The organism is Phyllobacterium chamaecytisi, assembly GCF_020164455.1.
Classification (GTDB): domain Bacteria; phylum Pseudomonadota; class Alphaproteobacteria; order Rhizobiales; family Rhizobiaceae; genus Phyllobacterium; species Phyllobacterium chamaecytisi.
Genome location: NZ_JAIQWW010000005.1, coordinates 295,399 through 321,980 on the forward strand (window position 1 = coordinate 295,399; position 26,582 = coordinate 321,980).

Annotated in this window: 28 protein-coding genes; 17 read left to right on the forward strand and 11 right to left on the reverse strand. The window is 58.1% G+C overall.

What is annotated here, in order from left to right:
* Window positions 1–12: 12 nt before the first annotated feature.
* From LB462_RS10565 to LB462_RS10585, 5 genes are all read left to right on the forward strand, one after another.
* Window positions 13–1,485 (forward strand): mannitol dehydrogenase family protein, encoded by a 1,473-nt coding sequence (locus LB462_RS10565; protein ID WP_224507616.1) that lies wholly within the window; start codon window positions 13–15, stop codon window positions 1,483–1,485.
* Window positions 1,486–1,614: 129 nt separating this feature from the next.
* A complete protein-coding gene (locus tag LB462_RS10570) occupies window positions 1,615–2,793 on the forward strand; it encodes an ABC transporter substrate-binding protein (protein WP_224507732.1) in 1,179 nt (392 codons plus the stop codon).
* A gap of 62 nt (window positions 2,794–2,855) precedes the next feature.
* Window positions 2,856–3,923 (forward strand): ABC transporter ATP-binding protein, encoded by a 1,068-nt coding sequence (locus LB462_RS10575; protein WP_224507618.1) that lies wholly within the window; start codon window positions 2,856–2,858, stop codon window positions 3,921–3,923.
* A 6-nt stretch (window positions 3,924–3,929) separates the two neighbouring features.
* A complete protein-coding gene (locus tag LB462_RS10580) occupies window positions 3,930–4,835 on the forward strand; it encodes an ABC transporter permease (RefSeq protein WP_224507620.1) in 906 nt (301 codons plus the stop codon).
* A gap of 2 nt (window positions 4,836–4,837) precedes the next feature.
* On the forward strand, window positions 4,838–5,683 hold the full coding sequence (locus tag LB462_RS10585; RefSeq protein ID WP_224507623.1) for an ABC transporter permease: 846 nt from the start codon (window positions 4,838–4,840) through the stop codon (window positions 5,681–5,683).
* Window positions 5,684–5,687: 4 nt separating this feature from the next.
* Here the strand turns inward: LB462_RS10585 and LB462_RS10590 are convergent, their stop codons facing one another.
* Window positions 5,688–7,214 carry a UxaA family hydrolase gene (locus LB462_RS10590; RefSeq protein ID WP_224507625.1) on the reverse strand — a complete coding sequence of 509 codons (1,527 nt, stop codon included), beginning with the start codon at window positions 7,212–7,214 and terminating at the stop codon, window positions 5,688–5,690.
* 609 nt (window positions 7,215–7,823) lie between these two features.
* On the opposite strand from LB462_RS10590, the gene LB462_RS10595 reads away from it, so the two are divergent.
* The 3 genes from LB462_RS10595 (at window position 7,824) to LB462_RS10605 (ending at window position 11,596) form a co-directional block, all read left to right on the forward strand.
* Window positions 7,824–9,311: a calcium-binding protein gene (locus LB462_RS10595; protein WP_224507627.1), complete on the forward strand. Its 1,488-nt coding sequence runs from the start codon at window positions 7,824–7,826 to the stop codon at window positions 9,309–9,311.
* A 15-nt stretch (window positions 9,312–9,326) separates the two neighbouring features.
* Window positions 9,327–10,550 (forward strand): calcium-binding protein, encoded by a 1,224-nt coding sequence (locus LB462_RS10600; RefSeq protein ID WP_224507629.1) that lies wholly within the window; start codon window positions 9,327–9,329, stop codon window positions 10,548–10,550.
* Between the two features lie 68 nt (window positions 10,551–10,618).
* On the forward strand, window positions 10,619–11,596 hold the full coding sequence (locus tag LB462_RS10605) for a DUF2971 domain-containing protein (protein WP_224507631.1): 978 nt from the start codon (window positions 10,619–10,621) through the stop codon (window positions 11,594–11,596).
* 264 nt (window positions 11,597–11,860) lie between these two features.
* Here the strand turns inward: LB462_RS10605 and LB462_RS10610 are convergent, their stop codons facing one another.
* On the reverse strand, window positions 11,861–12,091 hold the full coding sequence (locus LB462_RS10610; protein ID WP_224507633.1) for a helix-turn-helix domain-containing protein: 231 nt from the start codon (window positions 12,089–12,091) through the stop codon (window positions 11,861–11,863).
* 151 nt (window positions 12,092–12,242) lie between these two features.
* Here LB462_RS10610 and LB462_RS10615 point away from each other — a divergent pair, with 151 nt between their 5' ends.
* Together LB462_RS10615 and LB462_RS10620 are read left to right on the forward strand one after the other, a co-directional pair.
* Window positions 12,243–12,653 (forward strand): MarR family winged helix-turn-helix transcriptional regulator, encoded by a 411-nt coding sequence (locus LB462_RS10615; protein ID WP_224507635.1) that lies wholly within the window; start codon window positions 12,243–12,245, stop codon window positions 12,651–12,653.
* Window positions 12,654–12,728: 75 nt separating this feature from the next.
* A complete protein-coding gene (locus tag LB462_RS10620) occupies window positions 12,729–13,115 on the forward strand; it encodes a hypothetical protein (RefSeq protein ID WP_224507637.1) in 387 nt (128 codons plus the stop codon).
* A gap of 12 nt (window positions 13,116–13,127) precedes the next feature.
* Here LB462_RS10620 and LB462_RS10625 read toward each other — a convergent pair whose 3' ends face one another.
* The 3 genes from LB462_RS10625 to LB462_RS10635 all read right to left on the reverse strand — a co-directional run bounded on the left by LB462_RS10625 (window position 13,128) and on the right by LB462_RS10635 (window position 16,155).
* Complete coding sequence (locus tag LB462_RS10625) at window positions 13,128–15,116, reverse strand: putative bifunctional diguanylate cyclase/phosphodiesterase (protein WP_224507638.1); 1,989 nt, start codon at window positions 15,114–15,116, stop codon at window positions 13,128–13,130.
* Window positions 15,117–15,226: 110 nt separating this feature from the next.
* On the reverse strand, window positions 15,227–15,427 hold the full coding sequence (locus LB462_RS10630; RefSeq protein WP_224507640.1) for a hypothetical protein: 201 nt from the start codon (window positions 15,425–15,427) through the stop codon (window positions 15,227–15,229).
* 86 nt (window positions 15,428–15,513) lie between these two features.
* On the reverse strand, window positions 15,514–16,155 hold the full coding sequence (locus LB462_RS10635) for an HD domain-containing protein (protein WP_224507642.1): 642 nt from the start codon (window positions 16,153–16,155) through the stop codon (window positions 15,514–15,516).
* Between the two features lie 118 nt (window positions 16,156–16,273).
* Here LB462_RS10635 and LB462_RS10640 point away from each other — a divergent pair, with 118 nt between their 5' ends.
* Window positions 16,274–17,257, forward strand: a complete 984-nt coding sequence (locus LB462_RS10640; protein WP_224507734.1) for a GlxA family transcriptional regulator — start codon at window positions 16,274–16,276, stop codon at window positions 17,255–17,257.
* A gap of 149 nt (window positions 17,258–17,406) precedes the next feature.
* Window positions 17,407–17,868, forward strand: a complete 462-nt coding sequence (locus tag LB462_RS10645) for a DUF4126 family protein (protein ID WP_224507736.1) — start codon at window positions 17,407–17,409, stop codon at window positions 17,866–17,868.
* Between the two features lie 148 nt (window positions 17,869–18,016).
* Here LB462_RS10645 and LB462_RS10650 read toward each other — a convergent pair whose 3' ends face one another.
* The gene (locus LB462_RS10650) at window positions 18,017–18,412 is read right to left on the reverse strand and encodes a winged helix-turn-helix transcriptional regulator (protein WP_224507738.1); all 396 of its coding nucleotides are present in this window, start codon (window positions 18,410–18,412) and stop codon (window positions 18,017–18,019) included.
* 45 nt (window positions 18,413–18,457) lie between these two features.
* Here LB462_RS10650 and LB462_RS10655 point away from each other — a divergent pair, with 45 nt between their 5' ends.
* The gene (locus LB462_RS10655) at window positions 18,458–19,267 is read left to right on the forward strand and encodes an SDR family NAD(P)-dependent oxidoreductase (RefSeq protein WP_224507644.1); all 810 of its coding nucleotides are present in this window, start codon (window positions 18,458–18,460) and stop codon (window positions 19,265–19,267) included.
* Window positions 19,268–19,341: 74 nt separating this feature from the next.
* Here the strand turns inward: LB462_RS10655 and LB462_RS10660 are convergent, their stop codons facing one another.
* Window positions 19,342–20,274 carry an AraC family transcriptional regulator gene (locus tag LB462_RS10660; RefSeq protein ID WP_224507646.1) on the reverse strand — a complete coding sequence of 311 codons (933 nt, stop codon included), beginning with the start codon at window positions 20,272–20,274 and terminating at the stop codon, window positions 19,342–19,344.
* Window positions 20,275–20,348: 74 nt separating this feature from the next.
* On the opposite strand from LB462_RS10660, the gene LB462_RS10665 reads away from it, so the two are divergent.
* From LB462_RS10665 to LB462_RS10680, 4 genes are all read left to right on the forward strand, one after another.
* Window positions 20,349–21,176 (forward strand): oxidoreductase, encoded by an 828-nt coding sequence (locus LB462_RS10665; protein WP_224507648.1) that lies wholly within the window; start codon window positions 20,349–20,351, stop codon window positions 21,174–21,176.
* A gap of 59 nt (window positions 21,177–21,235) precedes the next feature.
* The gene (locus tag LB462_RS10670) at window positions 21,236–21,826 is read left to right on the forward strand and encodes a TetR/AcrR family transcriptional regulator (RefSeq protein ID WP_224507650.1); all 591 of its coding nucleotides are present in this window, start codon (window positions 21,236–21,238) and stop codon (window positions 21,824–21,826) included.
* Between the two features lie 76 nt (window positions 21,827–21,902).
* A complete protein-coding gene (locus LB462_RS10675; RefSeq protein ID WP_224507652.1) occupies window positions 21,903–22,532 on the forward strand; it encodes a hypothetical protein in 630 nt (209 codons plus the stop codon).
* Window positions 22,533–22,652: 120 nt separating this feature from the next.
* The gene (locus LB462_RS10680; protein ID WP_224507654.1) at window positions 22,653–23,228 is read left to right on the forward strand and encodes a DUF308 domain-containing protein; all 576 of its coding nucleotides are present in this window, start codon (window positions 22,653–22,655) and stop codon (window positions 23,226–23,228) included.
* A 61-nt stretch (window positions 23,229–23,289) separates the two neighbouring features.
* On the opposite strand, the gene LB462_RS10685 is transcribed toward LB462_RS10680, so the two are convergent.
* The 4 genes from LB462_RS10685 to LB462_RS10700 all read right to left on the reverse strand — a co-directional run bounded on the left by LB462_RS10685 (window position 23,290) and on the right by LB462_RS10700 (window position 26,439).
* Complete coding sequence (locus LB462_RS10685; RefSeq protein ID WP_224507656.1) at window positions 23,290–24,498, reverse strand: MFS transporter; 1,209 nt, start codon at window positions 24,496–24,498, stop codon at window positions 23,290–23,292.
* Between the two features lie 60 nt (window positions 24,499–24,558).
* Window positions 24,559–25,548 (reverse strand): AraC family transcriptional regulator, encoded by a 990-nt coding sequence (locus LB462_RS10690; RefSeq protein ID WP_224507740.1) that lies wholly within the window; start codon window positions 25,546–25,548, stop codon window positions 24,559–24,561.
* Window positions 25,549–25,595: 47 nt separating this feature from the next.
* The gene (locus tag LB462_RS10695; RefSeq protein WP_224507658.1) at window positions 25,596–26,090 is read right to left on the reverse strand and encodes an acyl-CoA thioesterase; all 495 of its coding nucleotides are present in this window, start codon (window positions 26,088–26,090) and stop codon (window positions 25,596–25,598) included.
* 124 nt (window positions 26,091–26,214) lie between these two features.
* On the reverse strand, window positions 26,215–26,439 hold the full coding sequence (locus LB462_RS10700; protein WP_370637106.1) for a WGR domain-containing protein: 225 nt from the start codon (window positions 26,437–26,439) through the stop codon (window positions 26,215–26,217).
* Between the last annotated feature and the right edge of the window lie 143 nt (window positions 26,440–26,582).

Consider the following 26,582-nt stretch of genomic DNA (forward strand, 5'->3'; position numbering starts at 1 on the left):
TGCAGGCACAGAATGACTGAAATGCTCCGCCTCTCCGACTCGACGCTGCATCAACTGGCATCGAATGTGAAGCAACCCGGCTACGATCGAACCCAGGTTCGGATTGGTATCGTGCATCTCGGTATCGGTGCATTCCACAGAGCACATCAGGCCGTCTATACGGACAGCGTACTCGCCACTGGCGACAATCGCTGGGGCATACTGGGTGTTTCGTTACGCAGCGGCGATACGAGAGAGGCAATCGAACCGCAGGACGGACTTTATACGGTCGCATCCCGCGATGGCGCCGGCGATAGCTTCTGTGTGATTGGCAGCGTCGCAAAAGTTCTGGTCGCACCCGAAAATCCGGAATCAGTACTCGCTGCAATGACAGATCCCGACGTCAGGATCGTTTCCTTGACCGTGACGGAAAAGGGGTATTGCTATTCGCCCGCCACCGCCTCGCTCGATGAATCTCACGCCGATATCGTCCACGACCTTGCTCATCCTCATGCACCGCGCTCGGCTATTGGTTTTATCGTAGAAGCACTGGCCCGGCGCCGCGCCAATGGTACTGCGCCTTTCACGCTGTTGTCCTGCGATAACCTTCCTTCCAATGGCGAAACGCTCAAGCGTGTGGTTACACGCTTTGCCGAACTGCGCGACGCTGCGCTTGGGCGACATATTGGCGAAAACATCGCCTTTCCTTCGACCATGGTTGACCGGATTGTCCCGGCTACGACCGATGCTGATCGCACCATGACGGCCCGGGGTACGGGACTATTCGATGCATGGCCAATCATGACAGAGCCTTTCACGCAGTGGGTGGTGGAGGATCATTTTCCTTCCGGCCGTCCGGCATGGGAGGACTTCGGCGCAACATTCGTCGACAACGTCGATGCGTTTGAACTGATGAAACTCCGGCTCTTGAATGGCAGCCACTCAACCCTGGCTTATCTCGGTTATCTCGCCGGTCACGAGACAGTTGCCGATGTGATGAAGGCCGAAGGCTTCAGCGCATTCATTGAAACTATGATGGACGACGAGATTGCGTCGACGCTTCCGCCGCTCCCAGGATTTGACCTGGACGCCTACAAAGCTCAGCTGCGCGAACGCTTTCGCAACCCGGCGCTGCGCCATCGCACGTGGCAGATCGCCATGGACGGCTCGCAGAAATTGCCGCAACGCTTGTTGAACACGATCCGAAAGCGTTTGGAACAGAAGAAGCCTTTCGACTATCTCGCTCTCGGTGTCGCCGGCTGGATGCGCTACGCTACGGGAGTTGACGAAAAAGGCCAACCGATCGATGTGCGAGATCCGCTCGTCGACCAATTCAAGCAGCGCACGACAGGAAAGACAAAGGCCGGGGACCTTCTGGATGCATTTCTTGGCATGGAGGAGATTTTTGGCGCGGATCTCCCGAAAAGCCAAAAATTTCGCGAAACGGTAGCGCGTAGGTTGGAGAGTCTCCTGAATAACGGTGCCGCCGTATCAGTGTTGGCCTAAAGTTCAAGGCGAAAGCCCTTGCTATCTCAATCTGATAGATTAATATATCAAATCTCGACTGCGGCCGGATACTGGGAACCCCGGCCATGCCTGAAAACGGGGCGTTGAGCCAACAGGGAGGAAACCATGATCCGCATAACACGCAGACAAGCCATTGGCGGTCTGGCAGCAGTCGCCACGCTGCCGGCAACGCGACTATTCGCTCAGTCCAAGCTGGCACTGCCAACCTCACCCGTAGCACTGAATATCGCCGACGTAGCGGGCAATCTGGCGCTGACGCAGACAGCCATCGAGAATTACGCCAAGGCCAAGCCGGAACTTGTATCGAAGATCACCTTCACCAAGGCGCCAGCTCCGGAACTTCCGGGCAAGATCAAAGCTCAGCAGGCGGCAAACAGGCTGGATATCGATCTCGTTCTGACAGGTACAGATGCCCTCTCTGCAGGTATCGCTCAGGACCTGTGGGTCAAGCTTTTGCCGGATCACTCCGCCTCTCTGCCAGATCTAGCGGCAATCTATCTTGAACCTGCGCATCGTATGCTGGCGCTCGGCAAGGATGTCGGTGTGGTAGTCACCTATTACCCATCCGGCCCGCTGCTCGAATACATGCCCGACCGCGTCAAAAAGGTACCGACCACAGCAGAAGAGCTTCTGGCTTGGGCCAAGGAAAACCCCAACAAGTTTCTCTACGCGCGCCCGGCAAATTCCGGCCCCGGCCGCACGTTCTTGATGGGCCTGCCTTACCTCCTCGGCGACACTGATCCGCGTGATCCGGTAAAAGGCTGGGACAAAACTTGGACCTACCTCAAGGAACTGCATAAATATATCGAGTACTATCCGACCGGCACTGGCGCTCTGATGAAGGAACTCGGTGAAGGCACGCGCGACATGACTGTCTCTACCACCGGTTGGGATATCAATCCCCGCGTGCTTGGTGTGGTCCCGAAAGAAGCCGCAGTCGCGACTCTCAAAGGTTTCCACTGGGTCGCCGATGCGCACTACATGTGCGTTCCGAAAGGTATTGCAGACGACAAGCTTGCGGTCCTTCTCGATATGATGAGCTTCCTGCTAACGCCCGAGCAGCAGGCCTTCACCTATGATCAGGGCTATTTCTATCCGGGTCCGGCTGTGAAGGATGTGCCGATCACCATGGCTCCGCAAGAAAGCCAGGATGCGATCGCCGAGTTCGGCCGTAAGGAATACGCAGATTGGATTGCCAATAATCCCGTCGAAATTCCGCTGGAGCCATCTTCGATGGTCGTTGCATTCCGTCGTTGGGATGAAGAAGTCGCGGGCAAGAAGTCCTGAAATTACCGATCATCACATCATCCGGAGGCCATCCGGATGATGTCTGTTTATAAGGGTACCCGATGCTGCTTGCGTCATCGCCATTCAGTGAGATCCGGCTTGATCGGATGAGCCGCGCTTTTGGATCGCACAATGCATTGAAAGATGTATCGCTATCGATCCGCAAGGGCGAATTCATCGCACTGCTCGGGCCGTCCGGTTGCGGCAAGTCGACGGCGCTCAACTGCATTGCCGGACTATTATCGACGACGGGTGGGGGCATTTTTATCGACGACAAACGCATTGATACGCTGAAACCGGAGGATCGCGGCTTCGGCATGGTTTTCCAGAATTATGCGCTGTTTCCCCACATGACGGTGCGCCAAAACATCGGATTCGGCCTCAAGATGCGCAAGGTTGCCAAGGGGGAGATGGAAAAACGTGTCGAAGAAGCGCTGAACCTCGTCCGGCTGCAAGGACAGGGCCATAAATTGCCGGGGCAATTGTCGGGCGGCCAGCAGCAGCGCGTTGCGATTGCACGGGCGATTGTCATCGAGCCGCCACTGGTATTGATGGACGAGCCGCTATCCAACCTTGATGCGAAGTTGCGCCTTGAGATGCGCGCGGAAATTCGCCGCATCCACAACCAGCTCGGTGCCACCACTGTCTACGTCACCCATGATCAGGACGAGGCCTTGTCTTTGGCGGATCGCGTTGTGGTGCTGCGCGATGGTGAAATTCGTCAGGTGGGCGCTCCAAGCGATCTTTACGAACGACCCGACCATTTGGACGTCGCCGAATTCATGGGCTACCGCAACCGCCTGACCGGCAAGGTCGTCGGCACGCATGGTGATCGCACCAGCGTCGCCGTTGGCAAAGCCATGTTGACGGGGACTGCACGGAATAATTTGAAAGTTGGCGATAGCGCCGTTATAGCGGCCCGGGCCGATGACGTCATTGCCGGCGAAAAGTCTGACAAAACGGTAGAGGCTGTCGTCGAAACCATTGAATATCGCGGGCGCGAATTCGTTGGAACAGCGCGCACGGCGGAAGGTCTGGAGCTCGTCTTTCATGCGCCGCAGACGGCCGAGCTTGGCAGTTCGATCTGGCTCTCCATAGATCCGGCGCGTGCGCTGGCTTTTGCGGCGTAACGGCAAATGGCGAACGTTACCTCAACCCCCTTCGACAATCGCATGTCGCTGCGGCAGCGACTGGCGCTGCGCGGCATTGATGGCGTCACCCTTCTGGTCCTGCCAGCGGTACTCTTTCTTCTGGCCGTGTTCATCTATCCCTTCATCTACGGGTTGATTTTGTCATTCACACCGGCGGAGGGAGGCGCCTTTGCCAACTACAGCAAATTCTTCTCCGATCCGTTTCTCTATGACACCATCCTGACCACGCTGTGGCTGGCTGTGCCAGTGACGATCATCAGCATAGCCATCGCGCTACCGGTGGCTTTCCGTGTGCGGCTGATGACGCATCAGAGGCTTCTCACGACCATCTTGGTTTTGCCAGTGACGCTTGGCACAGTGCTCGTTGCTGAAGGCCTGTTGAACTATCTCGGCCCACAGGGTTGGTTCAGCCGGACGTTGATGCTTCTTGGCGCAATCGATCGACCGCTCAAACTGACCAACAATTATTGGGGCGTTTTCGCTTCCCTGATCATCACGGGCTTTCCGTTCACATTTCTGCTTACCCTGTCCTATGTCTCGGGCATCGATCCGGCGCTGGAACAGGCTGCGGCCACGCACGGAGCCAGGAGTTGGCAGCGCTTCCGTTATGTCATGCTGCCCTTGCTGATTCCCGGGCTTGCCATCGCCTTCTGTCTGTCGTTCGTGCAGGCCTTCGCCGTTTTCCCCTCGGCCATCCTGCTTGGTGCGCCAGCGGGACCGACGCGCGTCATCTCCATTGCGGCCTATCAGGCCGCCTTCGAGCAGTATGACTATTCCATGGCTTCAGCCGTCGCGATGATCATGGCAGTGGTACAACTGCTCATCGTCGTGGCGATCCTTGGTATCCGCAATATGTTCTATCGCGGCTCGACCGCGGGCGGGAAGGGTTGACAATGATCCGCGACACAACGATCGGTGCCAAAATCTGGATCACTGCTGTCTGGGCAGTCGTCGTCTTTTTTATCATCAATCTGGTGGCGATGATCGCCACCGTTATCATTTCTTCGTTCGGCACACGCTGGCTTGGCACGTGGCTACCCGCTGGCTGGACAACGAAGTGGTACTTCACTGCGTGGTCGGAATTCCAGCTGAGTGACGTGCTCATCGTCACCTTCCAGATTGTCTTTACCGTTGTCGCTTTGTCTGGCCTTCTCGGTGTGACCGCCGCCTATGCGCTGGCACGGCGCGATTTTCCTGGCAAGAAACTGGTCATGCTTCTGTTCCTGCTGCCGCTGCTGGTACCGCCGATCACCTTCGGCATCCCGCTCGCCACAGTGCTGTATCAGGCTGGCGTCGGCGGCACCTTTTGGGGCGTTGTTCTTGCCAATCTGGTACCGACGGTTCCCTTCGTGATCCTCGTCATGATCCCGTTCATCGAACAGATCGATCCAAAGATTGAGGCGGCGGCGCGCGTGTTCGGCGCCGGAACATTCCAGCTGTTCAGACATGTGCTACTGCCCATGTTGCTGCCCGGCATTCTGGCGGCCTTGCTGCTGGTTCTGGTGCGCACTGTAGCGATGTTCGAGCTGACATTCCTTACGGCGGGCCCGACCAGCCAAACGCTTGTCGTCGCCCTTTACTATTCTGTCTTTGCTTCAGGTGTCCGTGCTGTGCAATCGATCGATGCGATGGCTGTGGTCTATATGGTCACGACGCTGGTCTGGTTGTTGATCGCGCTGCGTTTTGTCAATCCGACGCAGATCGTAGCCCGTGCCAAACAGCAGCAGACCACGGCATAGAGCATTACATCGTCGCGCCGATCTGCCAGGGCACGAATTCTGCATCGCCATAGCCGAGTTCTTCGGATTTGCTGCGCTGGCCCGAGGCGATCTTGAGAATATGCTCAAAAATCTCTTTGCCCTTGTCCTCGATCGATACGCCGTCGAGCACATCGCCGCAATTGATGTCCATGTCCTCGATCATCTGGGTATACATGGGCGTATTGGTGGCAAGCTTGATTGACGGCGTCGGCTTGCAACCATAGGCCGAACCACGCCCTGTAGTGAAGGCGAGGATGTTGGCACCGCCCGCGACCTGTCCGGTTGCTGAAACTGGATCATAGCCGGGCGTGTCCATGAAAACGAGACCATGCGCGGTGACAGGCTCGGCATAACCATAAACCGCTTCAAGCGGTGTCGTGCCGGATTTGGCCACGGCCCCGAGGGACTTTTCCAGAATTGTGGTCAAGCCGCCAGCCTTGTTTCCGGGTGAGGGATTGTTGTTCATTTCCATCTTGTTGCGGGCGGTATAATCCTCCCACCAGGCGATGATCGATTGCAGGCGCTCGACAGCTTCCGGGTTGGAAGCGCGCTCGATGAGCAGATGCTCGGCTCCGTAAATCTCCGGTGTTTCCGAAAGGATCGCAGTGCCTCCCTGCTGCACCAGAAGGTCGACGGCGGCGCCGAGAGCCGGGTTGGCGGTGATGCCGGAATAGCCGTCGGAACCGCCACACTGCAAAGCAAGCATAAGTTCTGATGCCGGAATGGTCTCCCGCTTCACATTGGCGGCGGTCGGCAGCATGTCGCGCACGGCGGCGATGCCCGCCTCCATGGTCTTGCGCGTGCCGCCGACTTCCTGGATCGTCAGGCTGCGGAACGTGTCGCTCTCTACGATATTGTAGGCTTCTTTCCAGCGGCCGATCTGGAAACCTTCACAACCCAGACCAACCATCAGCACGGCGGCAATGTTCGGGTTGGAGGCATAGCCCCACTGGGTGCGCTTGAGGACTTCGTAGCCTTCGCCTTTGACGTCGAGTGCACAGCCGCCGCCATGCACCAGCGGAATAATGCCGTCGATCATCGGGTATTCGTCAAGCAGACCGGATTTCTGCACCGCCTCTGCGATGAAGCGCGCGACCGAAGCGGAACAGTTCACTGAGGTCAGAACGCCGATATAATTGCGCGTCCCGGCGCGGCCATTGGCCCGGCGGAAACCTTCGAACGTTGCGCGCTGCTCTATCGGCAAAATGCCATTTGCAGGAACCAAGTGCGTTGCATCCGGTTCGCGAACGAAATTGCTGTAGTCGAGATTGTGTTCATGCACCCATTCGCCGGCCTCGATCCGCTTGGAAGCGGAGCCGATGATCTGGCCGAACTTGCGCACAGGTTCACCCGCTGCAATCAAGCGGGAAGCCAGCTTGTGCCCGCGTGGAACGCGGCTTGCCACGGTCACAGCCTCGATTTTTTGGCCCACCTGAAACGTATCGACAGCAACAATCACATTGTCACTGGCGTGAAGGCGCAAGTGCCGGGGAGCGGTAAGCGTGTCCATCGAATTCTCCAACTGGTCAATTAATATATTAATTGGATCCGACGTCAGTTGCAATGTGGCAAGATGGACCTATTACAACCCGTTGCAAGGCTAGTGAGTCGCAATCATTCGATCTCAGGTGTTCCTCAACGCCATCGGAAGACCCCAGCGGACGAAAGATCAACCGCTTGCAACCAAATTACACGCGCCGGCTGAAATTCTTGCGCCAGTTTCGCACATTCTTGCATGAGAATCGCTAAGTCTTGTCCCACTCTCGGACTTTCTTGCGCAAAACATGGATACCATTCGAGAACTTGCGCTCGAAAAATTTCCATTGGGAATCTGCGGTCCGTAATTATCGGCGTCGCGTGGAATTTTTTGCCAGTGCGAGCCGTAACGCCCGGTACGGCACCTCTTCCGATATCGTTTTTTGGTGTCCTTTCAGCGAGGGATCGTACATCCAAAACACCAATAACCCGAAGCATAATTTAATTCGAATTTTGAAGTATATTCCCATTATATTCTGCGATACTTCGTTATGAAAAATTCATTTGCATGAAATACCAAATTTAGTTCTATATCCAAATATAGCTCAATAAATACGTTTCTAACTGTCTCAAAATGGGGGCCATGATGGCGCTGAACAATTCCTTGCTCGACCTCCTCAATATCCATCCGGAAAACGGCCTGGACCAAATACTCACCGGTGGCGACGGACCCGACATTTTGTTTGGGGGCAGCGGCAACGACTTTATCCAAGGCAAGGCCGGCAGCGATCTGCTCTTCGGTTATGAAGGCATCGATACGCTGGCCTATGTCGGTTCGTCCGAAGGTGTGATGGTGCACCTTGGCGGCCTCGATGGATCCGGTGCGCTCGGCACGTGGGGCGGTGATGCCGAAGGCGACCGGCTTGCCGTCGGTTTCGAGAATCTCGTGGGTTCGGCCTTTGACGACAAGCTCTCCGGCGATGCCGGTGACAATGTGCTCGTCGGCCTCGATGGCAATGATGGTCTCTCCGGCGGTGAAGGCAATGACACGCTGGTTGGCGGCGCAGGCACCGACTGGCTCGATGGTGGAACCGGCGATGACACGCTCCTCGGCGGTGACGGCGAGGACTATCTCTATGGCCGGGACGGCAACGATACGCTCAATGGCGGTGCGGGCGAGGATCGCCTCGATGGCGGCAATGGCGATGATCACCTTCTTGGCGGTGCCGGCACGGACTGGCTCGATGGCGGCAACGGTGCCGATTATCTCGATGGCGGCGAAGGCAACGATTTGCTCGATGGCGGCCGCGGCAATGATACGCTTATTGGCGGCGCCGGCGACGACGCGCTGAACGGCGGCTCCGGTGATGACCGTCTGAACGGCGGCTCGGGTGCCGACTACATCGCCGGCGGCCGAGGCAGCGACTGGATGGACGGCGGTGCCGGCGACGACCGGCTGGAAGGCGGATCGGGACAGGACTGGCTCTATGGCGGCGATGGCAATGACACGCTTGATGGCGGCATGGGCGAGGACCGGCTGAATGGCGGGGCTGGCGATGACACGCTTGTCGGCGGTTCAGGCACGGACTGGCTGGATGGCGGCGCGGGCGCCGATCATCTTCTTGGTGGTTCCGGCGATGATTTCCTGCGCGGCGGCGACAACAACGATACGCTCGACGGCGGCGCCGGCAACGACACGCTGAACGGTGGTGCCGGTGATGATCAGCTCATTGGCGGCCCGGGATCCGATATCCTTGCGGGCGGGACAGGTGCGGACACGTTCATATTCGGTCAGATCGAAACCGGTTTCCAAACCCAGGGCGGACACAGTGCTGTGACCTCGATCGTCGATTTCAACGCCGGCGAAGGCGACAGGATCGATCTCAGCCGGGTCGATGCCGACACGAGCACGTCGGGCAATCAGGATTTCCATTTCATCGGCGAAAGCGATTTCTCCGGCGTTGCCGGTGAATTGCGGATTTTCCATGCTCCGCAGGGCGATTCGGGTGGCACCAGCATCGACCATTGGCTGGTCGAGGGCGACACGAATGGCGATGGTATCGCCGACCTGATCGCCGAGGTCTCGGGACACGTCGAGGATGGACTGTCAGTGCATGACTTCATGATGTGATAAATAAGGAACAACGTGGTCGATCAGGTGGGTTCAAGGCAAGGTGATTACGACTGGCTTCATGGTCTGATCGCCGGCGTGGCTGATGACAATCTTCACGGGACGCCGGACGATGACTGGATCGACGGGGCTGGAGGCAACGACCATATCTTCGGCGGAAACGGCGATGACTGGCTCTACGGTGGCGACGGCAATGATGTCGTCGACGGCGGCGCGGGAGAAGACCGGCTGAGCGGTGGCGCTGGAGCCGACACGCTCATCGGTGGAGCCGGGACAGACTGGCTGGACGGCGGCGCCGGACCCGATCACCTGCTTGGTGGAGACGGCGACGACTGGCTTCGCGGCGGCGATAATTACGACACCCTCGACGGCGGCGCCGGCGAGGATCGCTTGAACGGCGGCTCTGGCAAAGATGTTCTCGATGGAGGCGACGGCAACGACTGGCTGGATGGCGGCGATGGGGACGACCTTATCGACGGCGGCGAAGGCGATGACACGATGCTGGGGGGAAGCGGCAACGATGTCTTCGCTGCCGGCGCTGGCAATGACATTGTCGACGGGGGCGACGGTAACGACAAAGTGGATTATGCGCTCAGCGTCGAGCCCATTCACGCCAATATCGACAGCATCGATCATGCTGGCGACACGCTGATTTCCATCGAGAATATTGTTGGAGGTGCGGGCGCGGATGTCTTCGACGCCCATGCCAATGTCACAGGCATTTCCGTGGATGGCGGGGACGGCTACGACAGGATAACCGGCGGTGCCGGGGACGATAAGCTCCTCGGCGGAGACGGCTGGGACACGATCGAGGGCGGTAAAGGCGATGACCTGATCATCGGCGGGCCGGGATACGATCATGTTAGCGGAGGAGGCGGTGACGACACTTTCATTTGCAGCAGAGACGACGATGTTTCCGGTGGGGAGGGGAATGATATCTTTGTCTTCACATCCCCAACGGAAGTCAACACATATTTGTTCGGTGTACAGGCTGGCGACATCATCAACGTGCAAGCCATAGACGCAAATTCAACGATCGAGGGCGATCAGGCATTCCATTATATCGGTAGTGACGATTTTTCGGGAGTCGCCGGTGAGCTCCGGTTTGGCTTTATTCTCTACGAACTTCACGGTGATCTCGAGGGCGATATGAATGGCGACGGGCAGGTAGACTTCTACGTTCGATTGTGGGATGTCGATCTTGACGGTACGGTGCCCGCAGCCGATCTCATCCTGTGAGCTGAAAACCCGTACGAGTAGTGAAGACATGCAGACGAGCATGCCAGTTCGAGTGTTCGGAGTATGATTTGGAAGACTGGGACCCCAACGTAGTCAAGATGCTCAGCATCTTCATGCCGACCACTTTTGACAGGCGCCTGGCCATCAAGGGGCATTCCCGCTTCGTCCATTACACCACGGCCGAGAACCTGTTTCGCATTCTTGATCAGGAGGAAATACGGTTTCGAAACACGCGATGCATGAACGACTATCGCGATGTCGAACAGGGGGTCATGCAGCTGCACCAGTGGAACAATGATGGGGAAAGCAGCGAGCCCCTGGCGAAAGCGCTCGAAGCCAGCAGTCCGGGGGTTTGGGGTGAGGCAATCAAGAAATACTACCAAGCGTTGCCGAGCTTGCGGACCCAATCCTATGTCCTGTCGGTCGCCGAACATGATCCCGCTGAGAATGACACCGGCCGGCTATCGCTGTGGCGGGCCTACGAAAAAGGCGAAACCGGGGTCGCCGTCGTCGTCAAGGTCGCGCCTTTCATGCAGGTGACGGAGGCTCTGAAAGCCTATTCGAGCCCGGTGGCATACTGGACGCGGCACCAGCTTGACGATGAGTTCAAGGTCGTTACCCAGCGCGTGTCTGCCAACAAGGATTTCCTGTCGAAGTTACCGAAACCCGCATTGATCGAGATGCTGTTCCTTATGCTGGTTTTCGCGGCGACATGCTCCAAACATCCGGGTCTGGGTGACGAGCGCGAATGGCGTGTTTTGACCAATCCACAACTCTGGCCGTCGCCGCAACTGGTCGAACACCATGACGTCATCGGTGGAATTCCGCAGACGGTCTACCGGATGCCGCTGAAAAACAGCCCCGCCGACAATGTGATGGGTATAGAACTGCCCGAACTCATCGACCGCGTCATCATTGGCCCAACCGCCTATGCCGGACCGATCCGCGATGCGATCATTGCGAAATTGGTAGAGAGAAAGATCGACGATCCCGCTTCCAAGGTTATCATATCGGGGATGCCAGTTCGAGCGAAGGCAATGGGCTAGACGGTAAATGCAGTGTGATCGAAGCTCCCGAAATCGTCGCCGTCGAGCCTCCTTTTGACCAAGAACAGATCTAGACTGAACGCAACCTCGGGACGCTTTTGACGTTCGGGCCGAGGGTGCTATTTTCGCGTAAGGAGGATAGTCAGATGCACGATCTAACCATAGTTCTGGCAATCTTCGCTATTGTTGTCCTCGCTTATCAGTCCGAGATCGATGACCGGCCGCCGGTCCAGGACGATGACCCGACGGACTATGGTGACTGACCTAGTGGGCAACACAGGCAATATCGTCCGGAAGGCCAACGGAATGGGCAATGCGATGCAACTTCCCCGGCTCGGTGTCCTCGCCCATCTCGATACCGTTGAGTTCATCGACGGTCAGGCCGCACGCAATGGCGAGATCCTCGACAGTGTAATTGAATTTTTGCTTGATCATTTTCACCAGATTTGCGCTGGCAGCGATGGCGGAGGCTGTCGTATCAATCGTGTCGACCATGGCGGATCTCCGGATCTGGCAGGTTTCGGTCTCCCGAAATGCACGGGCTCATATTTGGTTCCCAAGCTGACGCAGCAGACTTCAATATCAGATGGCCTTGACATAGTGCATATGCACAGTTATATTTGCCTTCATGAATGAAACATCATCCATGGACGCCTGCAATGGGTTCGCGACGAGACGTGCTGCTCGTTACATCACGAGGCTTTATGAGCGGCATCTTGCGGCAGCGCACGTGACGACTACCCAGTTCTCGATACTGGTGTTGCTCAGTGAGAGACCGGGTATGACAATGAGCGAGCTTGCGCGGGCAATGGTCATGGACAGGACCTCACTGGTGCGGGCCATCAAACCAATGCAACGTGATGGCTGGCTGAAGACGGAACCGGCGCTGGATGAGCCGCGAAAGCTGGTGCTGTCACTGACAGAACCGGGTCAGAGCAAGGTCCAGGAGGCCAGGCCGTTATGGCAAAAGGCCCAGCAGGAATTCGAAGCCCAGGTGGGGTCCGAACGAGCCGCGCAATGGCGGCATGATTTTTTCGAGATGACACGCAGTACCTAGAATGTATCAGAGATTGAAATTGCGTGCCGAATAGTGTGCATATGCACATAGCATTACAACATATAGGAGACTGAAATGACTCAATATTTGAAAATTGCTGGCAGTGCCGTCCTGTATGGCATGATCGCAGCAACATCGCCGGTTCAGGCCACCGAACCAGATCGCAATGTGAAAGAAGGGCAAGCCGTCGTCACGACCCTTGGTAGTGATACGTCCGCCGTAACCTACTGGGTCAGCCAGTCCGATGGCTGGCACGTCGTGACAACAGTCGATACGAAGAACGCAGCCGTCAGTTCCGAGACCGGAAATCACGCGGTCGTAAGGTTCTCCGCGGTGCTGCAGCCGGGCCAGTCCCACTCGATCTCGATCCCGGTTGCCGTTGGCGAGAAACAGCCTGCACTGCATATCCGGCGCGTGGCGGACCGGATCGAGGTGGAGACAGATCCGGCACTGTTGAACTAGCGGGATACCGCACTACTGCACGAGCGATCTGGACTGGTTGATCCAGTCGATCGCTTCGTGATGCGGCATAGGCTTTGCAAAATAATGACCCTGCATGGTTACGCAGCCGAGTTGCCGCAGAATGCGCAGGTCGGCTTCAGTCTCGACGCCTTCGGCGACGACCTCGATTCCGAGTGACTTGCCGAGGCCGAGAATGGATTGCACCACTTTGCGATCATCCACCGACTCCGCGATGCCGTAGATGAACGAACGGTCGATCTTGATCCGGTCGACATGCAATAGCCGAAGCGATGACATTGACGAATAGCCGACACCAAAATCGTCGATGGCAATGCGCACGCCGACTTTGGCCAAGGCAGCCAGTTTGCCTTGCACCGAGCTGATATCCTTTGCGGTGTCCTCGGTGATCTCGATTTCCAGCATGGAAGCTGGCAGATCGAGTTTACGCAGTTTTGCGATTATCAGGTCGTCCACTGCGAGTTGAGACATTTCGCGCGGAGACATGTTCATCGCCACCCGCAGGTGACCAAGGTTCATTGCGCGCAATGTCTGCATCATGGTGCAGACGTCCTTCAATATGTATCGGAACAGAGGTTCCGCAAGTCCGGAGAACGATGCGACCGCTACCAGATCAGTAGGGGGAATCCAGCCGTGCCGCGGGTGTTTCCAGCGTACCAACGCTTCCAGATCGGTAATCTTGCGCCCGCCATTTCCAAAAATTGGCTGGAACCAGACCTCCAATGCGTCATTGCTCAATGCCTTGGCAACGTCGCGCTCTATATCGCGCCGCATCGCGAGGTGATCACGCAAGTCGTCGTCGAACACATAATGCCGATTACGACCCTGTGACTTCGCCCTGTAAAGCGCTGCATCCGCACGGACCAGCATCTCATCGACGTCCCGCTCGCTGGATACACAAACGCCAATGCTGACGCCGATGCGGCCGGCATCGAAGGTGGCGAACGGAATGGATATTGCGGCGATCAACTTGGTGGCGAGTATCGACGGCGCCTCGTCATGACGTGCTGTGTCGAGCAGAACAGCAAACTCGTCTCCACCCAGACGTGCCACGAGTACGTCGTTACTCAGACTCTGACGAAGCCTCCTTCCGACTTCCACAAGCACCCTGTCGCCCGCTTTGTGACCGAACGCGTCGTTGATCGATTTGAAGCCATCGAGGTCGAGAAGCATGAGCGCGAATCCGGTCATGCTGGAAGACGGCAAAGATGCAACCTCCTGCATGAACCCGCTGCGATTGAGAAGTCCGGTCAGTTCATCGTGGGCGGCGCGATGTCCCATTTCGGCGGCGGCTTGCGTCGCCTGATCCCTGGCCGCTTCCAGAGAGATTGCCATGGCGGTGGCCTCGTTCTTCAGCCTGCTGGACTGCCGGAACAGTCCTTCGCTTTCCCGTGCGCCACGGATCAAGGCGGCGAGGTAAATTATCGTCGTTGCTGCCAGGCAATAGCGATCAAAGCCGCCGGCATAAATGAGGCATCCGGCCACCGACAAGAGAACCGGGACAATGTAACAGATCGGCATCAGTGCATAGGCAAAACCGGCGGTTACAGCGCCCGCCGTAATTCCGCACAGGACGACCAGGTAAAAAACCGATTGCGGGGCGGTATAACCGTCGCACAGAACGGCGATGAAGGCCCACACGACACCTGAGGTCGCCGCCATGGCCGACTGCAGGAAGAGATGTTGTCTTACCGAGGCGGGGTCGAGGTTCTTTGGCTCGACCGGACCGGCGGGATCAAGCAGCCGCACTGGAAAACGGCACAGAAGCATCCGGGCCGCATTCACGAGGCTTGAGGCGACAAACCACAACAACCCCGCCAGTCCTTGTCCGTAGTGCAGAGCGACGAGCAGGCTGATCAACCCCAGGATAATACTGACGGGAACGGAAATAAGCATGCTGCGGCGCACGGCCAGGAGCTGGTCGGCGGCGATCAGATGCTGCAAGGGCAGCGCAAGCGCTTCTGCAGGTTGGTTGGGACTCATCGTGTCACTGCCAGAAATGCACCGTTATTGTTGCCGGACGACAGCTTAACCGCCTTCTGCATAATTATTGGTAACTTTTCGAGCGGCAGGCCCACCCAACCATGCGAGCGTCAGTTTTTCAGGCCGCGGTCAGCGCAATAGGTCATGAACTCCTCCGGCAGCATGATACCCTCACCCTCGACCTCCACTTGCAGGACCGGATGTTTGTGTACCGCGTGCAAGGCGTCCCTGGCGCATGGGTATTTGATTGCCGTTATCGTCAACCGTCCCTCGACAATGAACACGCGAACGGTCGTGTCTAGCCGGGACATCACCGTGGCTCCTTTATATGTGCTTCGATTTGACCCTTAGATAGTCATTGAAGTGCACACAAAAAAGACCTCGTGCTTAATCTTGGCTATGCCTTCCACGCCGAGCCGCGGATGACGCTGCAGAAGTTGCCCCGGTGGAAATGCGGATCCTTGTCGGCAAGGACATCGGCCTTGACGTTACCGAAGGTGGTGTCGGGCTTATGCTTGATGCCGTCATAGAAGGCCTGGATGATATCCTCCTTGAAGTGATCGCTCCGGGGATGGGCGTGGACGACCGTCTCCCGCTCGGTATCGGTGTAATCGGGATAGGTCAGTCCGAGCACGTCCATCTCGACGCCGGCGGTCACGAGCGCGACGACCGGGTGCATGTGCTGCGGTATGCCGGGTGTTGTGTGCAGTGCGATGGCGGTCCAGACGAGATCGATATCGGTCTGCGCGATGCCATGTCCACGCAGAAAGTCGCGAGCGGCATTGGCACCATCGACCTCGAACCGCTCATGCGCGCTGCTGTGCTGATGGGTCAGCCCCATGTCGTGGAACATGGCGCCGGCATAGAGCAGCTCCGGGTCGAACGTGAGGCCGCGATGCTTGCCGGCGAGCGCCCCGAAATAATAGACGCGGCTCGAATGGTGAAACAACAATGGCGAAGCGGTGTCGCGCACGAGTTCAGTGACCGCGCGTGCGAGCTTGCTGTCGGGGATGCTGACCCCTTCGATTGTCAATGCCATCGGACTTCTCCTTCTTTCTGTTGGCAAAGTGTAAGAGATACGGTAGTTTGTCTGCAATTGTCGTTTTACGACGAATACAGACATTCTCCGCCGGAAAGGGACATGGACAATGCCGAGCATGCCGTTGAGGGTTGCAATTCTGGCTGTGCCCGGCGTTCAGCTGCTGGATGTGTCGGGGCCGCTCGATGTTTTTGCCGAGGCGAATGTGCAGGCCGGCCGGACAGTCTATGAGCTCTGCGTCCTTGCCACCCGGCCCGGCGCCATCCGAAGTTCGTCGGGGGTACGGCTGATGCCGGACACGGTCATCGGGGAAAGCGTAAATTTCAGGATCGATACATTGCTGGTGGCGGGTGCGCCGAACGCGGCGAACGTGCCGGCCGATGGCCAAATAGTCGATTGGCTGCGATCCGCCACGCCCTCCATGCGCCGCTATGGTTCGGTCTGCAGCGGCGCGTTCTTTCTTGCGCAGGCGGGCCTGCTGGACGGAAAGCGAGCCACGACCCATTGGGCGGTGGCCGAGCGGCTGGCTCAGGTATTTACGGCGGTGAGCGTGGACGCCGACGCACTCCACATCCGCGACGGCCGCCTGTGGACGGCCGCGGGCGTCACCGCTGGTCTCGATCTGGCGCTGGCGTTGGTCGAGGAAGATCTCGGCCGCGAGGTGGCGATGCGGGTGGCGGGGCAGCTCGTGATGTTCTTCAAGCGGCCGGGCGGGCAGATGCAGTTCAGCCGGAAAGGCGAGGCGGCGCCTGTTGGCCGGTCGGCGCTACAGGAGGTGCAGCGATGGGTCGCCGCGAACCCCGCCGAAGACCATAGTGTCGCGAGCCTCGCGCAGCGAACGGGGCTGAGCTCACGCCATTTCGCCCGGCTGTTCCGTCAGGAGGTGGGAATGACGCCGGGGGACTGGGTGGAGGAAGCACGCGTCACCGCCGCGCGCGGACTGCTCGAGAGCGGGGACGCTGCCCCGAAGCAGGTTGCCGGACGATGCGGCTTCGCCGATGTCGACACGCTGCGGCGCGCCTTTGTCCGGCGGGTTGGCGTTACGCCAGCGGAGTACCGGAAGAGATATGCACGGGAGGACATGAAAGTCGCCACTCCGTGAATGGAAAGGGGGCTGCGCCAATACGAGCGCAAGCCACCCAAGCGCGGTTGCCTGCGAAACGTTGTGGCGTGCTTGAGTTGCACCAGACTTTGTTCGTGTCATATTCACATCGAAATAGACCTGCCTACCGGATTGGACAAAGGAACATGATGATCTTGCTCTTGGCACTTCTGATCGGGATTGTAGCTGGTTTGCGCGCAATGACTGCACCGGCGGCTATCAGCTGGGCCGCTCACCTCGGTTGGCTGCATCTCGGCGACAGTTGGCTCGCATTCCTCGGTTATGCGTTCACACCCTGGATATTCACCGCCCTGGCGATCGTGGAGTTGATCACCGACCAACTGCCGTCCACGCCAAGCCGAAAGGTGCCGGTGCAATTTGGTACACGTATCGTCATGGGGGCCTTGTGCGGCGCGGCGGTTGGAATCAGTGACGGTTGGGCTTTAGGCGGTGCTGTCGCGGGCGTGATCGGCGCAGTAATTGGCACTCTGGCGGGCGCCGACATTCGCGGGCGCCTGGCCAGGAGCTTTGGCCAGGATCGGCCGGCCGCGATCATCGAGGACGTTGTGGCAATAGTTGCTGCCTTCCTGATCGTCGCTGCTTTGCCCTGAGTGACAATGATTTCACTCGGGCAGGGCAGGCCCCAAGGACACTTCTACGGGCGACGGAACGCCGGAATTACAAATGAGCCGGGCATCTGAATGACCAAGGAAGCGCACCGCGCATCGGTGGCGGTTCGGCCGGCAAGCGGTCATACGCTCAGCCCGGTGTTTCGTCGTCATTCTCAGGATGAAGGCGGGAGAACTCCCTTGCCGACATCAGGACGGGCATGAGGCTGCGACCAGAATCGTTAAGACCATACTCGACACGTGGCGGCTGCTCACCAAAGTCTCGCCTGACCACAAGTCCGTCGTTCTCAAGCTCTCTGAGATGCTGCGTAAGCATTTTCTGCGAGATGTTTGGAATGTCTCGCAACAACTGCGAACTCCGCATCGACGGTTCTGCGAACAGGCGGAACAAGATCGGCAGCTTCCATCGTCCGCTGATCATGCGCAGCACTCTGGTCACATGGGCGACCGATCCATTCGCGCCAAGACAGACGTCTTTTTCCTCGCGTTCCATGGGCACTTTTAAGTGCGTAATTGCTTCACTCATCATCCTGTCCTCATAACATCCTGACACTAACATGGGAGTGACGTAATGGATTTGAAACTTGATGGAAGGGTTGCGCTGGTCACAGGCAGCAGCAAAGGCATCGGGGAAGGGGTGGCTCGAGGGCTCGCGCGCGAGGGTGCCATCGTCATTGTTCACGGCCGCAACAAGACCAAGACCGAGGAAGTCGCTCACAATATCATCGCCCAAGGCGGACGTGCCCATGTCGTCATCGGCGACCTGACGAATGACGTCGAGGTGCAACGCCTTGTCGATGAGGCGCAGGCTTTCGTCAAGCCTGTCGAGATCGTGGTCAACAATGCAGGTGGTTCTGGCGCGACTGAGGACTGGACTACAACGCGGCCCGAGACTTGGGCGGCGGGATATGATCTCAACGTCCTAGCGGCCGTTCGGGTCACTTCGCGTCTGTTACCAAGCATGCGGGAGGCGAAATGGGGAAGGATCGTCAACGTTTCTAGCCTCGCGGCGTTAATGCCTCCTTTCAAAAGACCCGACTATGCCGCAGCAAAGGCAGCCATGATCGCAATGACCGCATCCCTGGCAAAGGCTGTTGCCATGGATGGTATTACGGTCAATACCGTTTCGCCGGGAACGATCCACAGCGTCAGCCTCGATGAGGCTTTCCGGAATGTGGCAGTCAACCATGGGCTTGCGGCGAATGCGCCATGGACGGAAATCGAACAAACGGTGCTACCCATGTTTGCCCAGGTCCCGATGGGACGGGTCGGAACGCTTGAAGAGATTGCCGATGCCATCGCTTTCCTTGTCAGCCCCCGAGCCAGCTATATCACCGGCGCAAACCTACGGCTTGACGGAGGAATGTGGCCTGGACTTTAGCTTGTCGCTTTGGGCCGATAGCGGACGAGCCAACATAGCCGCGCGCCAAATACGGAAGGTCCTGATCACGATGTTCAGGCAATTTCGCCAAGGTGACGTCGAACCCATTTCGTTTCTTCCGAGGCCGTGCGTCCGAAATGCCGTTTGAAGTCTCGGCTGAATTGAGCCGGGCTCGCGTAGCCGACTGAACCCGCGACCTCTGCGATTGTCCTGCTCTGGCGCGCGATCATCAACCTTGCTTCGTGGAGCCGCATCGCCTTCACGTACTGCATTGGACTGCTGCCAGTGAGGTCCTTGAAGTGGACATGGTAGGAAGGAACGCTCATGCCCGCGTCTCTTGCCAGATCGGCGATCGAAATTTCGGAGCCATAGTTTTCCCGCAACCAGATGAGGCTTTGGACGACCTTTCCAGATGTGCCTTTCTGCTGGAGAGCGGCGATCATCGCGCCGCCTTGCGGGCCAACCAGGACCCGGTAATGCAGTTCGCGCAAAATGCCGGAACCAAGGATAGCGACTTCAACGGGGCTGCGAAGTGCCATCAGAAGTCGCATGAGAACATCCTCGATATTGGCATCCATCCTGCTCGACACGAGACCGCGTGGCTTGGTCGTCGGCAATTCGGCGTGCATCTCCACTTGGATGGCGATCTCGGCTGCCATCTGCATGTCGAAATCGACATAGACCGCAAGCAATGGCCGCTCCGGACTGGCCGTTGACTCCATCCGGAATGGAACGGGTACTGAAACCGCCAGATAGTGTTCCTCGTCGTAGAGGTAGGTTTCCCCTTCAAGGATGCCCTGCTTGCTTCCCTGCAATACGAACACCGCGCCTGGCTTGTAGAGTACCGGAATGTCATGGAGCACAGCTTCCGTGCGGAGTATCCGGACGCAATTGAGCGTGGTCGGATTGTATCCGTGACGAGGGGCGAGGATACCGGCGAGCCCGACCAAATCACGTCGCCGTGATCGCCGGGGTTCGGCATTGATAGGATTTGGCAATAAATTCATAGAATCCACAATCGAAACGCCCGTCTCATCATATTATCTGTCAATCCTATCATTGATCAAGGAGTTTGCAGATCATGTCACACAAGACCTTCTTCATCACCGGAGCGAATTCTGGCTTTGGCTTTGCCATTGCGTCCGCCGCCGTCCAAATGGGCCACAAAGTGATTGGCACTGTCCGTTCAGAGACGTCACGCACATCGCTCACCGAAGCGCTTCCTGCGGTCAAGGCGGTGCTCTGCGACGTAACAGAATTCGACAGGATACCGGATGTCGTCCGACAGACGGAAGACGAGCATGGACCTGTTGATGTGCTGATCAATAATGCCGGTTACGGCCACGAAGGGGTACTTGAGGAGTCGCCAATAGAAGCGATGCGCCGACAGTTCGACGTGAACGTCTTCGGCGCGGTTGCGGTTGCCAAGGCATTTCTTCCGAGGTTTCGTGCGCGACGCAGTGGTTTCATCGTCAACGTCACTTCGATGGGCGGCATGATCACCATGCCCGGCATCGCATATTATTGCGGTAGCAAGTTCGCGCTTCAGGGCATATCGGAAGTGATGCGCTCGGAAATGGCCCCGTTCGGTGTCCGCGTGACTGCCCTCTGCCCCGGTTCCTTCCGGACGGACTGGGCCGGACGATCGATGGTCCGCACGGAGAGATCAATCGCCGACTACGATGCCCTTTTTGATCCGATACGCGAGGCGCGGCAGGCGAAAAGCGGCAGGCAGCTCGGAGACCCCGCCAAACTGGCCGCGGCCGTTTTAGGCCTGGTCGAGTCCGATAATCCTCCGCCGCAGCTTCTGCTCGGCAGCGATGCCCTCAAGCATGTGTCGGATAGAATTGAGCGCCTCCAGCAGGAAATCGAGGCGTGGAAGTCTTTCACCGTCTCGACCGATGGGTGACGGCGCCGGAGCTCTGCCTTTCCGCTTGACAGCCTCCCTACCAGAAGGTAGACAGGGGTATGAGCAATCTTTTGACGACATCCGACGAAATCCTGGCTTCCGCGCGCACACTGATCACGAGCGGAGGATATAACGGCTTCAGCTATGCTGATATTGCGGGGGTCGTCGGCATTCGCAAGGCCAGCATCCATCACCATTTCCCAAGCAAGGTCGATTTGGTCCGCACGCTTGTAGAGCGGTATCGTGAAGATGCCGAATTGGGTGTGGCGGCTCTGGAGCAAGACGTGCAGGACCCACTCGAGCTCCTCAAAGCCTATGCGGGCCACTGGGCCAATTGCATTGAGGACGCAAGCCGGCCTTTTTGCGTGTGCGCTCTACTTGCAAGTGAGCTCCCCGCGTTGCCGCCGGAAATCGCGGGGGAGGTGAAGGCTTTCTTCCGTTTTCTCTCGGCATGGCTGACCTCGGTCATGGAACGAGGCTCCAGGGAGGGGGCTTTAAATCTGTCAAGCCAACCTCGCGTTGAGGCTGAGGCATTCATGGCGTCTGTCCACGGAGCCATGCTTTCAGCGCGGGCCTACGGAACGCCGGAAGTGTTCCCCGCCATCCTGGCGCCCACCTTGCAGCGACTGTCTCCGACGGTCGCTCAATAACAAGCTTCGGGCGGATGCAAACCGCCCGGAGTGACAAGTTCAGCTAGTAAAACTACCAACCAGTAGGAAGGTCAAAATGATGAAGAATATTCTCCCCACTCTCGTGCTAGGGCTATCCGCTATCGCGGCGATGGCTATTCCAGCGTCGCCTGTACATGCCGAAGATAAAAATGCCCAGCAAATCCATGTCAGGGGCAGCATCGTCAGCTACAGCGCGTCCACGCTCAAGGTGAAGACGCGCGAAGGAGACACCGTCGATGTCGCCCTCGCCGATGACTGGAAAGTTTCCAGCGTGGCAAACGCAAAGGTCACTGACATCAAGCCCGGCGACTTTGTCGGGATCGCATCTCTGCCGAAACAAGGCGGTGGTGACGGCGCGCTTGAAGTGCTCATCTTCCCGCCGGCACTGAAAGGTGCAGGTGAGGGCAGCTACGGTTGGGACCTTAAACCCGACAGCAGAATGACCAATGCTACCGTGGCAAATGCAGTCAAGGACGTCGACGGCCGGACGGTCACTGTTTCCTATCACGGCAAGGAAAAGAAGATCTCCATACCGGATGGCACGCCTGTCGTGACCTTTGCTCCGGCGACGAAGGATGATCTCGTTCCCGGTGCCATCGTCTTCGTCCCTGCCGAGAAGGCTGCAACCGGCACCATCGCCCATCAGGTCCTTGTCGGAAAGAACGGCGTGGTCCCGCCCATGTGAGCCACGCCGTCGCCGGTCGCTCTGGTCCCCCACCGGTTCGACCGGCGATTGCTACGGCGCATACGAGCGTGCTGGGCGGCCGTTTTCACGACCTCACTCAACAACTGGAAAGATATCTCTATGACACACTACCAAACGACCGTCGCTTCTCGCGAGAAGGAGCAATGGCTGACGCGATACTATTTCACGCGAGCAGGGTTTTCTGCCGTCTGGGTCGCAGCTGCTTTGACTGTTGGCCAACAATCGGCTTCCATCGCCGCCGCCTTGCTGATCATCTACCCTGCCTGGGATGCAGCCGCCAATTTCGTAGATGCGTCGCGCAATGGCGGGCTGGGCAACAACCGAACACAGGCAATCAATGTCGCCGTCAGTTCCGTCATGACGGTCGCCGTTGTTGTTGCGCTCACAATGAGCATGAATTGGGTTCTGGGCGCTTTTGGCCTCTGGGCCATCTTCTCGGGTGTCTTGCAGCTTGGCACGGCCCTTCGCCGCTGGAGGACGAGTGGCGGCCAGTGGGCGATGATCCTCAGCGGCGGCCAATCCGCCGTGGCGGGCGTATTCTTTATTGCTCAGGCGCGGATGCCCGAACCGCCTTCCATTGCCAATATTGCGGGATACGCCGGCCTCGGCGCCTTCTATTTCCTCGTATCGGCAGTATGGCGAAGCGCCAGCCACATGCGGCGGAAGACCGCCTGATTTGGCGGGGGAGAGAGCGTTCTCCAGCTTGCTCGCTCTCTCCGGTGCTCAGGAGCAAAGATCAGCTGCGGGGTTGTAGCAGCGCCAGCACAACTGTCGATGCAGCAAGGATGGCGGTAAGGGTCAAGGGTCCCGTGGCGCCATAGGTGTCCACGACATAGCCGCCGACAACCGCGCCGATAGTGATGGCGACCTGGAACGAAGCGACCATCAAGCTGCCCGCCGCCTCAAGCGCGTCAGGCGCCGCGCGGGACAGATTGGTCGGCAGCACCACCGGCGCCATGCCGAAGGCGAAGCCCCAAAGCGTAGCGAAGCCAAAGGCAACGCCGATGTGTGCGCCCCAAAGCACCAGAGCGAGCGCAGCAAACGCCATCAACGCGGCGGTGACCGCGAGGGCCATGCGGATATTGGCGTCGGCCATGCGTCCGCCGGCAATATTACCGACCACAGCGGCGATGCCAAACCCGAGCAGTGCCAGGGCAATCGGCCCGGTTGCAAGGAGCGTAACGTGTTCGAGGAAGGGGCGCACATAGACTGAGCCAGCAAAATGCCCCGTCATCAGCAAAAAGATAGCAAGCATGCCGAGCTGAATACCACGCCGCCGTGTCAGGCGAAGGACATCGGCAAGACTGTTGCTTGTGGTTGCAGGCAAGGTCGGAAGGCTGAGAAACTGCAGCAGCATGGCAAGCGCGGCCAGTCCTGCTGTCATGGCCATGGCGCTGCGCCAGCCCAGCCAGTCGCTGATCAATGCGCCCATCGACGGTGCGGCAATGGTGGCGAGCGAGACGCCGAGCGTGACGATAGCCATGCCACGACCTGTCGCATTGGCGCCAACCAGCCTCGCAACGACGGCAACTGAAAGCGCCCAAAAAGCGCTGAGGGCGATTCCCAGCCCGGCCCGACCTAACAGCAACAGCCAGAAATCGGTCGCTACCGCCGCAAGAATGTTGGAGCCGATCGCCAGGGCACTGAGACCAACCAGCACCGTCTTGCGGTTCAGCCGGCCGATGAGAACATTGCTCAACAAGGCCGTCACGGCGCCGACGGAAGCGGTGGCGGTGACGACCTGTCCGGCCGTTCCCTCGCTGATGCCCAGATCGCGCGCCATTGGCGTCAACAGACCTGCCGGCAGGAACTCGGCTGACACCAGCGCAAAGCTGGCGGACGCCATTGAAAGGACCGCGAACCAGGTGGCCGCGCTCCATTCGGTTGGCGCAGCGGCATCAAGCTCTATGACCTCGCCATCAAGTTGTAGTGTTGTGTCCGTCATTGAAGTATCTCCAAGGGTTTGGAGATATTGATAGACGAGTCTTCTCGGATGATATGTGTCCTAAAATCCGAAATCCATGTCCATTCGTCCGGAAATTGTGCGGCGCACAACGCCAGGCGAGACATTGGTGATGCGTTTGAACGCGCGAGCGAAAGATGCCTCGGATTCATAGCCCAAGCGGGTGGCGACCTCGGCAACCGACATGCCGCTTTGTCCCAGCAAATCGCGGGCAAGCTGCATACGCAGACGGGCGAGATAGCGTGCCGCGCCTTCCCCTAAAACAGCGCTGAAGCGCTCGGCGAAAATCGAGCGCGATTGGCCTGCGAGGCCTGCGAGGCTTTCGAGTGTCCAGTTGCGGCCGGGGTCCCGGTGCATGGCTGCGAGGGCGCGGCCGATATGGGGATCGCGGATGGCAGCGAGCCAACCGGTGGTCGAGGCTCCGGTGCAATTGACCCAACAGCGGATGAGCCGCGCTGTGAGCAGGTCCGCCATACGTGACAAGATGGTGGCGCTGCCCATCTGCGGTTGTGTGGCCTCCGCTGTCATGGCCGCCAGTAAAGGACCGACGATCGGGTCATTGCCGGCCACGTCGCAGCCCTTGATGATTGGCGGCATCAAAGTGATCAAGGGGTTGAGCGCACAGGCACCCAAGGACATGGAGCCACAGAAAAGGGTGCTGGTCGCGCCCGTTCCTTCCCGGACCACTTCGCAAACGTTGCTCCCCAACTTGGTCACCTGGCAACCCTTGAGCGAATCGCCCACAACGTCCGGAGCGCTGGCCAGCCGATGGGCGATACCTTGCGGCAGCAGCACCAGATCGCCATCGTGCAACTCCTGCCAGCCTTGCGCTTCTGTATAAATCCAGCATGGACCCTGGCTGACAAAGTGAAAACGAAGCAGCGGCTGTTGCGGAAAGGCGATGTTCCATGGATGTCGGAGCTCGCAGCGGCCATAGTTGACGCCACTCAAGCGAAAGTCCTGCAGGACTTCGCTCAGCGCATCCATCGGCATATGTGGCGGCGTAGACGGTCGGGACGAATGGTCAAGCATTTCGTCAATATATATGCCGAGCGTCCGGCGGGCAAGTAGCATTCGGCTCAGGCCGTCGTTTCAGAGCCGGCCTCCCTGAAGCGCGTCTCGAATTCCCGTCGCAAGCTTCGCCTTGCTTCTGCGGCTCGCAAGCGTTGCTGCGCGATCTCTGTCGCTGGAATATATGGCGGCACTGCAGTTGGCTTGCCATCCGCATCCACGGCCACCATTGTGAAATAGCAGGAGTTTGTGTGTCGACGCGCGCCGGTGCGGATATCTTCGGCTTCAACCCGAATACCGACTTCCATGGAGGTACGACCGGCGTAATTGATCGAGGCACGAAAGGTCACCAATTCACCAACCATGATAGGCTGACGGAACACGACCTGATCGACCGACAACGTGACAGCGTATTGCTTCGAGAAGCGCGAGGCACAGGAGAAGGCGACGCGGTCCAGGAGATTGAGCAGGGCGCCGCCATGGACCTTGCCGCTGAAGTTGGCCATGTCGGGTGTCATCAGGACGACCATTTCTATTCGACTTGTATGGGTGCCGTCATCCATTGTGCGCCTCCGTTGTTTCAGCAAATCAATTGGTATCAGCCAGGGAATGTCCTGTCCGCGACGATCACGATCGGTCTGACGCCTTAAGCTTCATTGGCGCGGGAAGCTTTTTAATCTCTGGAGTTTAAATGATAGCCTCGGGAGCGCTTCTCGTCGAGAGATCGAGGAACAACCCAACCGCCCCTTCTTCCCGCTCGAAATGGTGCAGCTTCTCCTGACGTCTCGTGCCAATGCGTCCCCAGAGCCGAATCAGGCACGCCTCGCTAAACAGGGTCCATCGCTTGTCATGGTTGGGGACTGCCTGATACCTCCGGCAAATAGTCTTGATTGAAAGCCAGCAATAATTCAATTTTTAAAGTATATTAAGAGAATATCTAAATAGAAAATTCAGTTGGCTCAAAAGCTATTTGTAGTTAACTGTAGTTTCATAAGCAAATGACAGTCCCCAAGCGAGCAGCGACTTCGATCACGGCTAGACGACAAATGATCTCA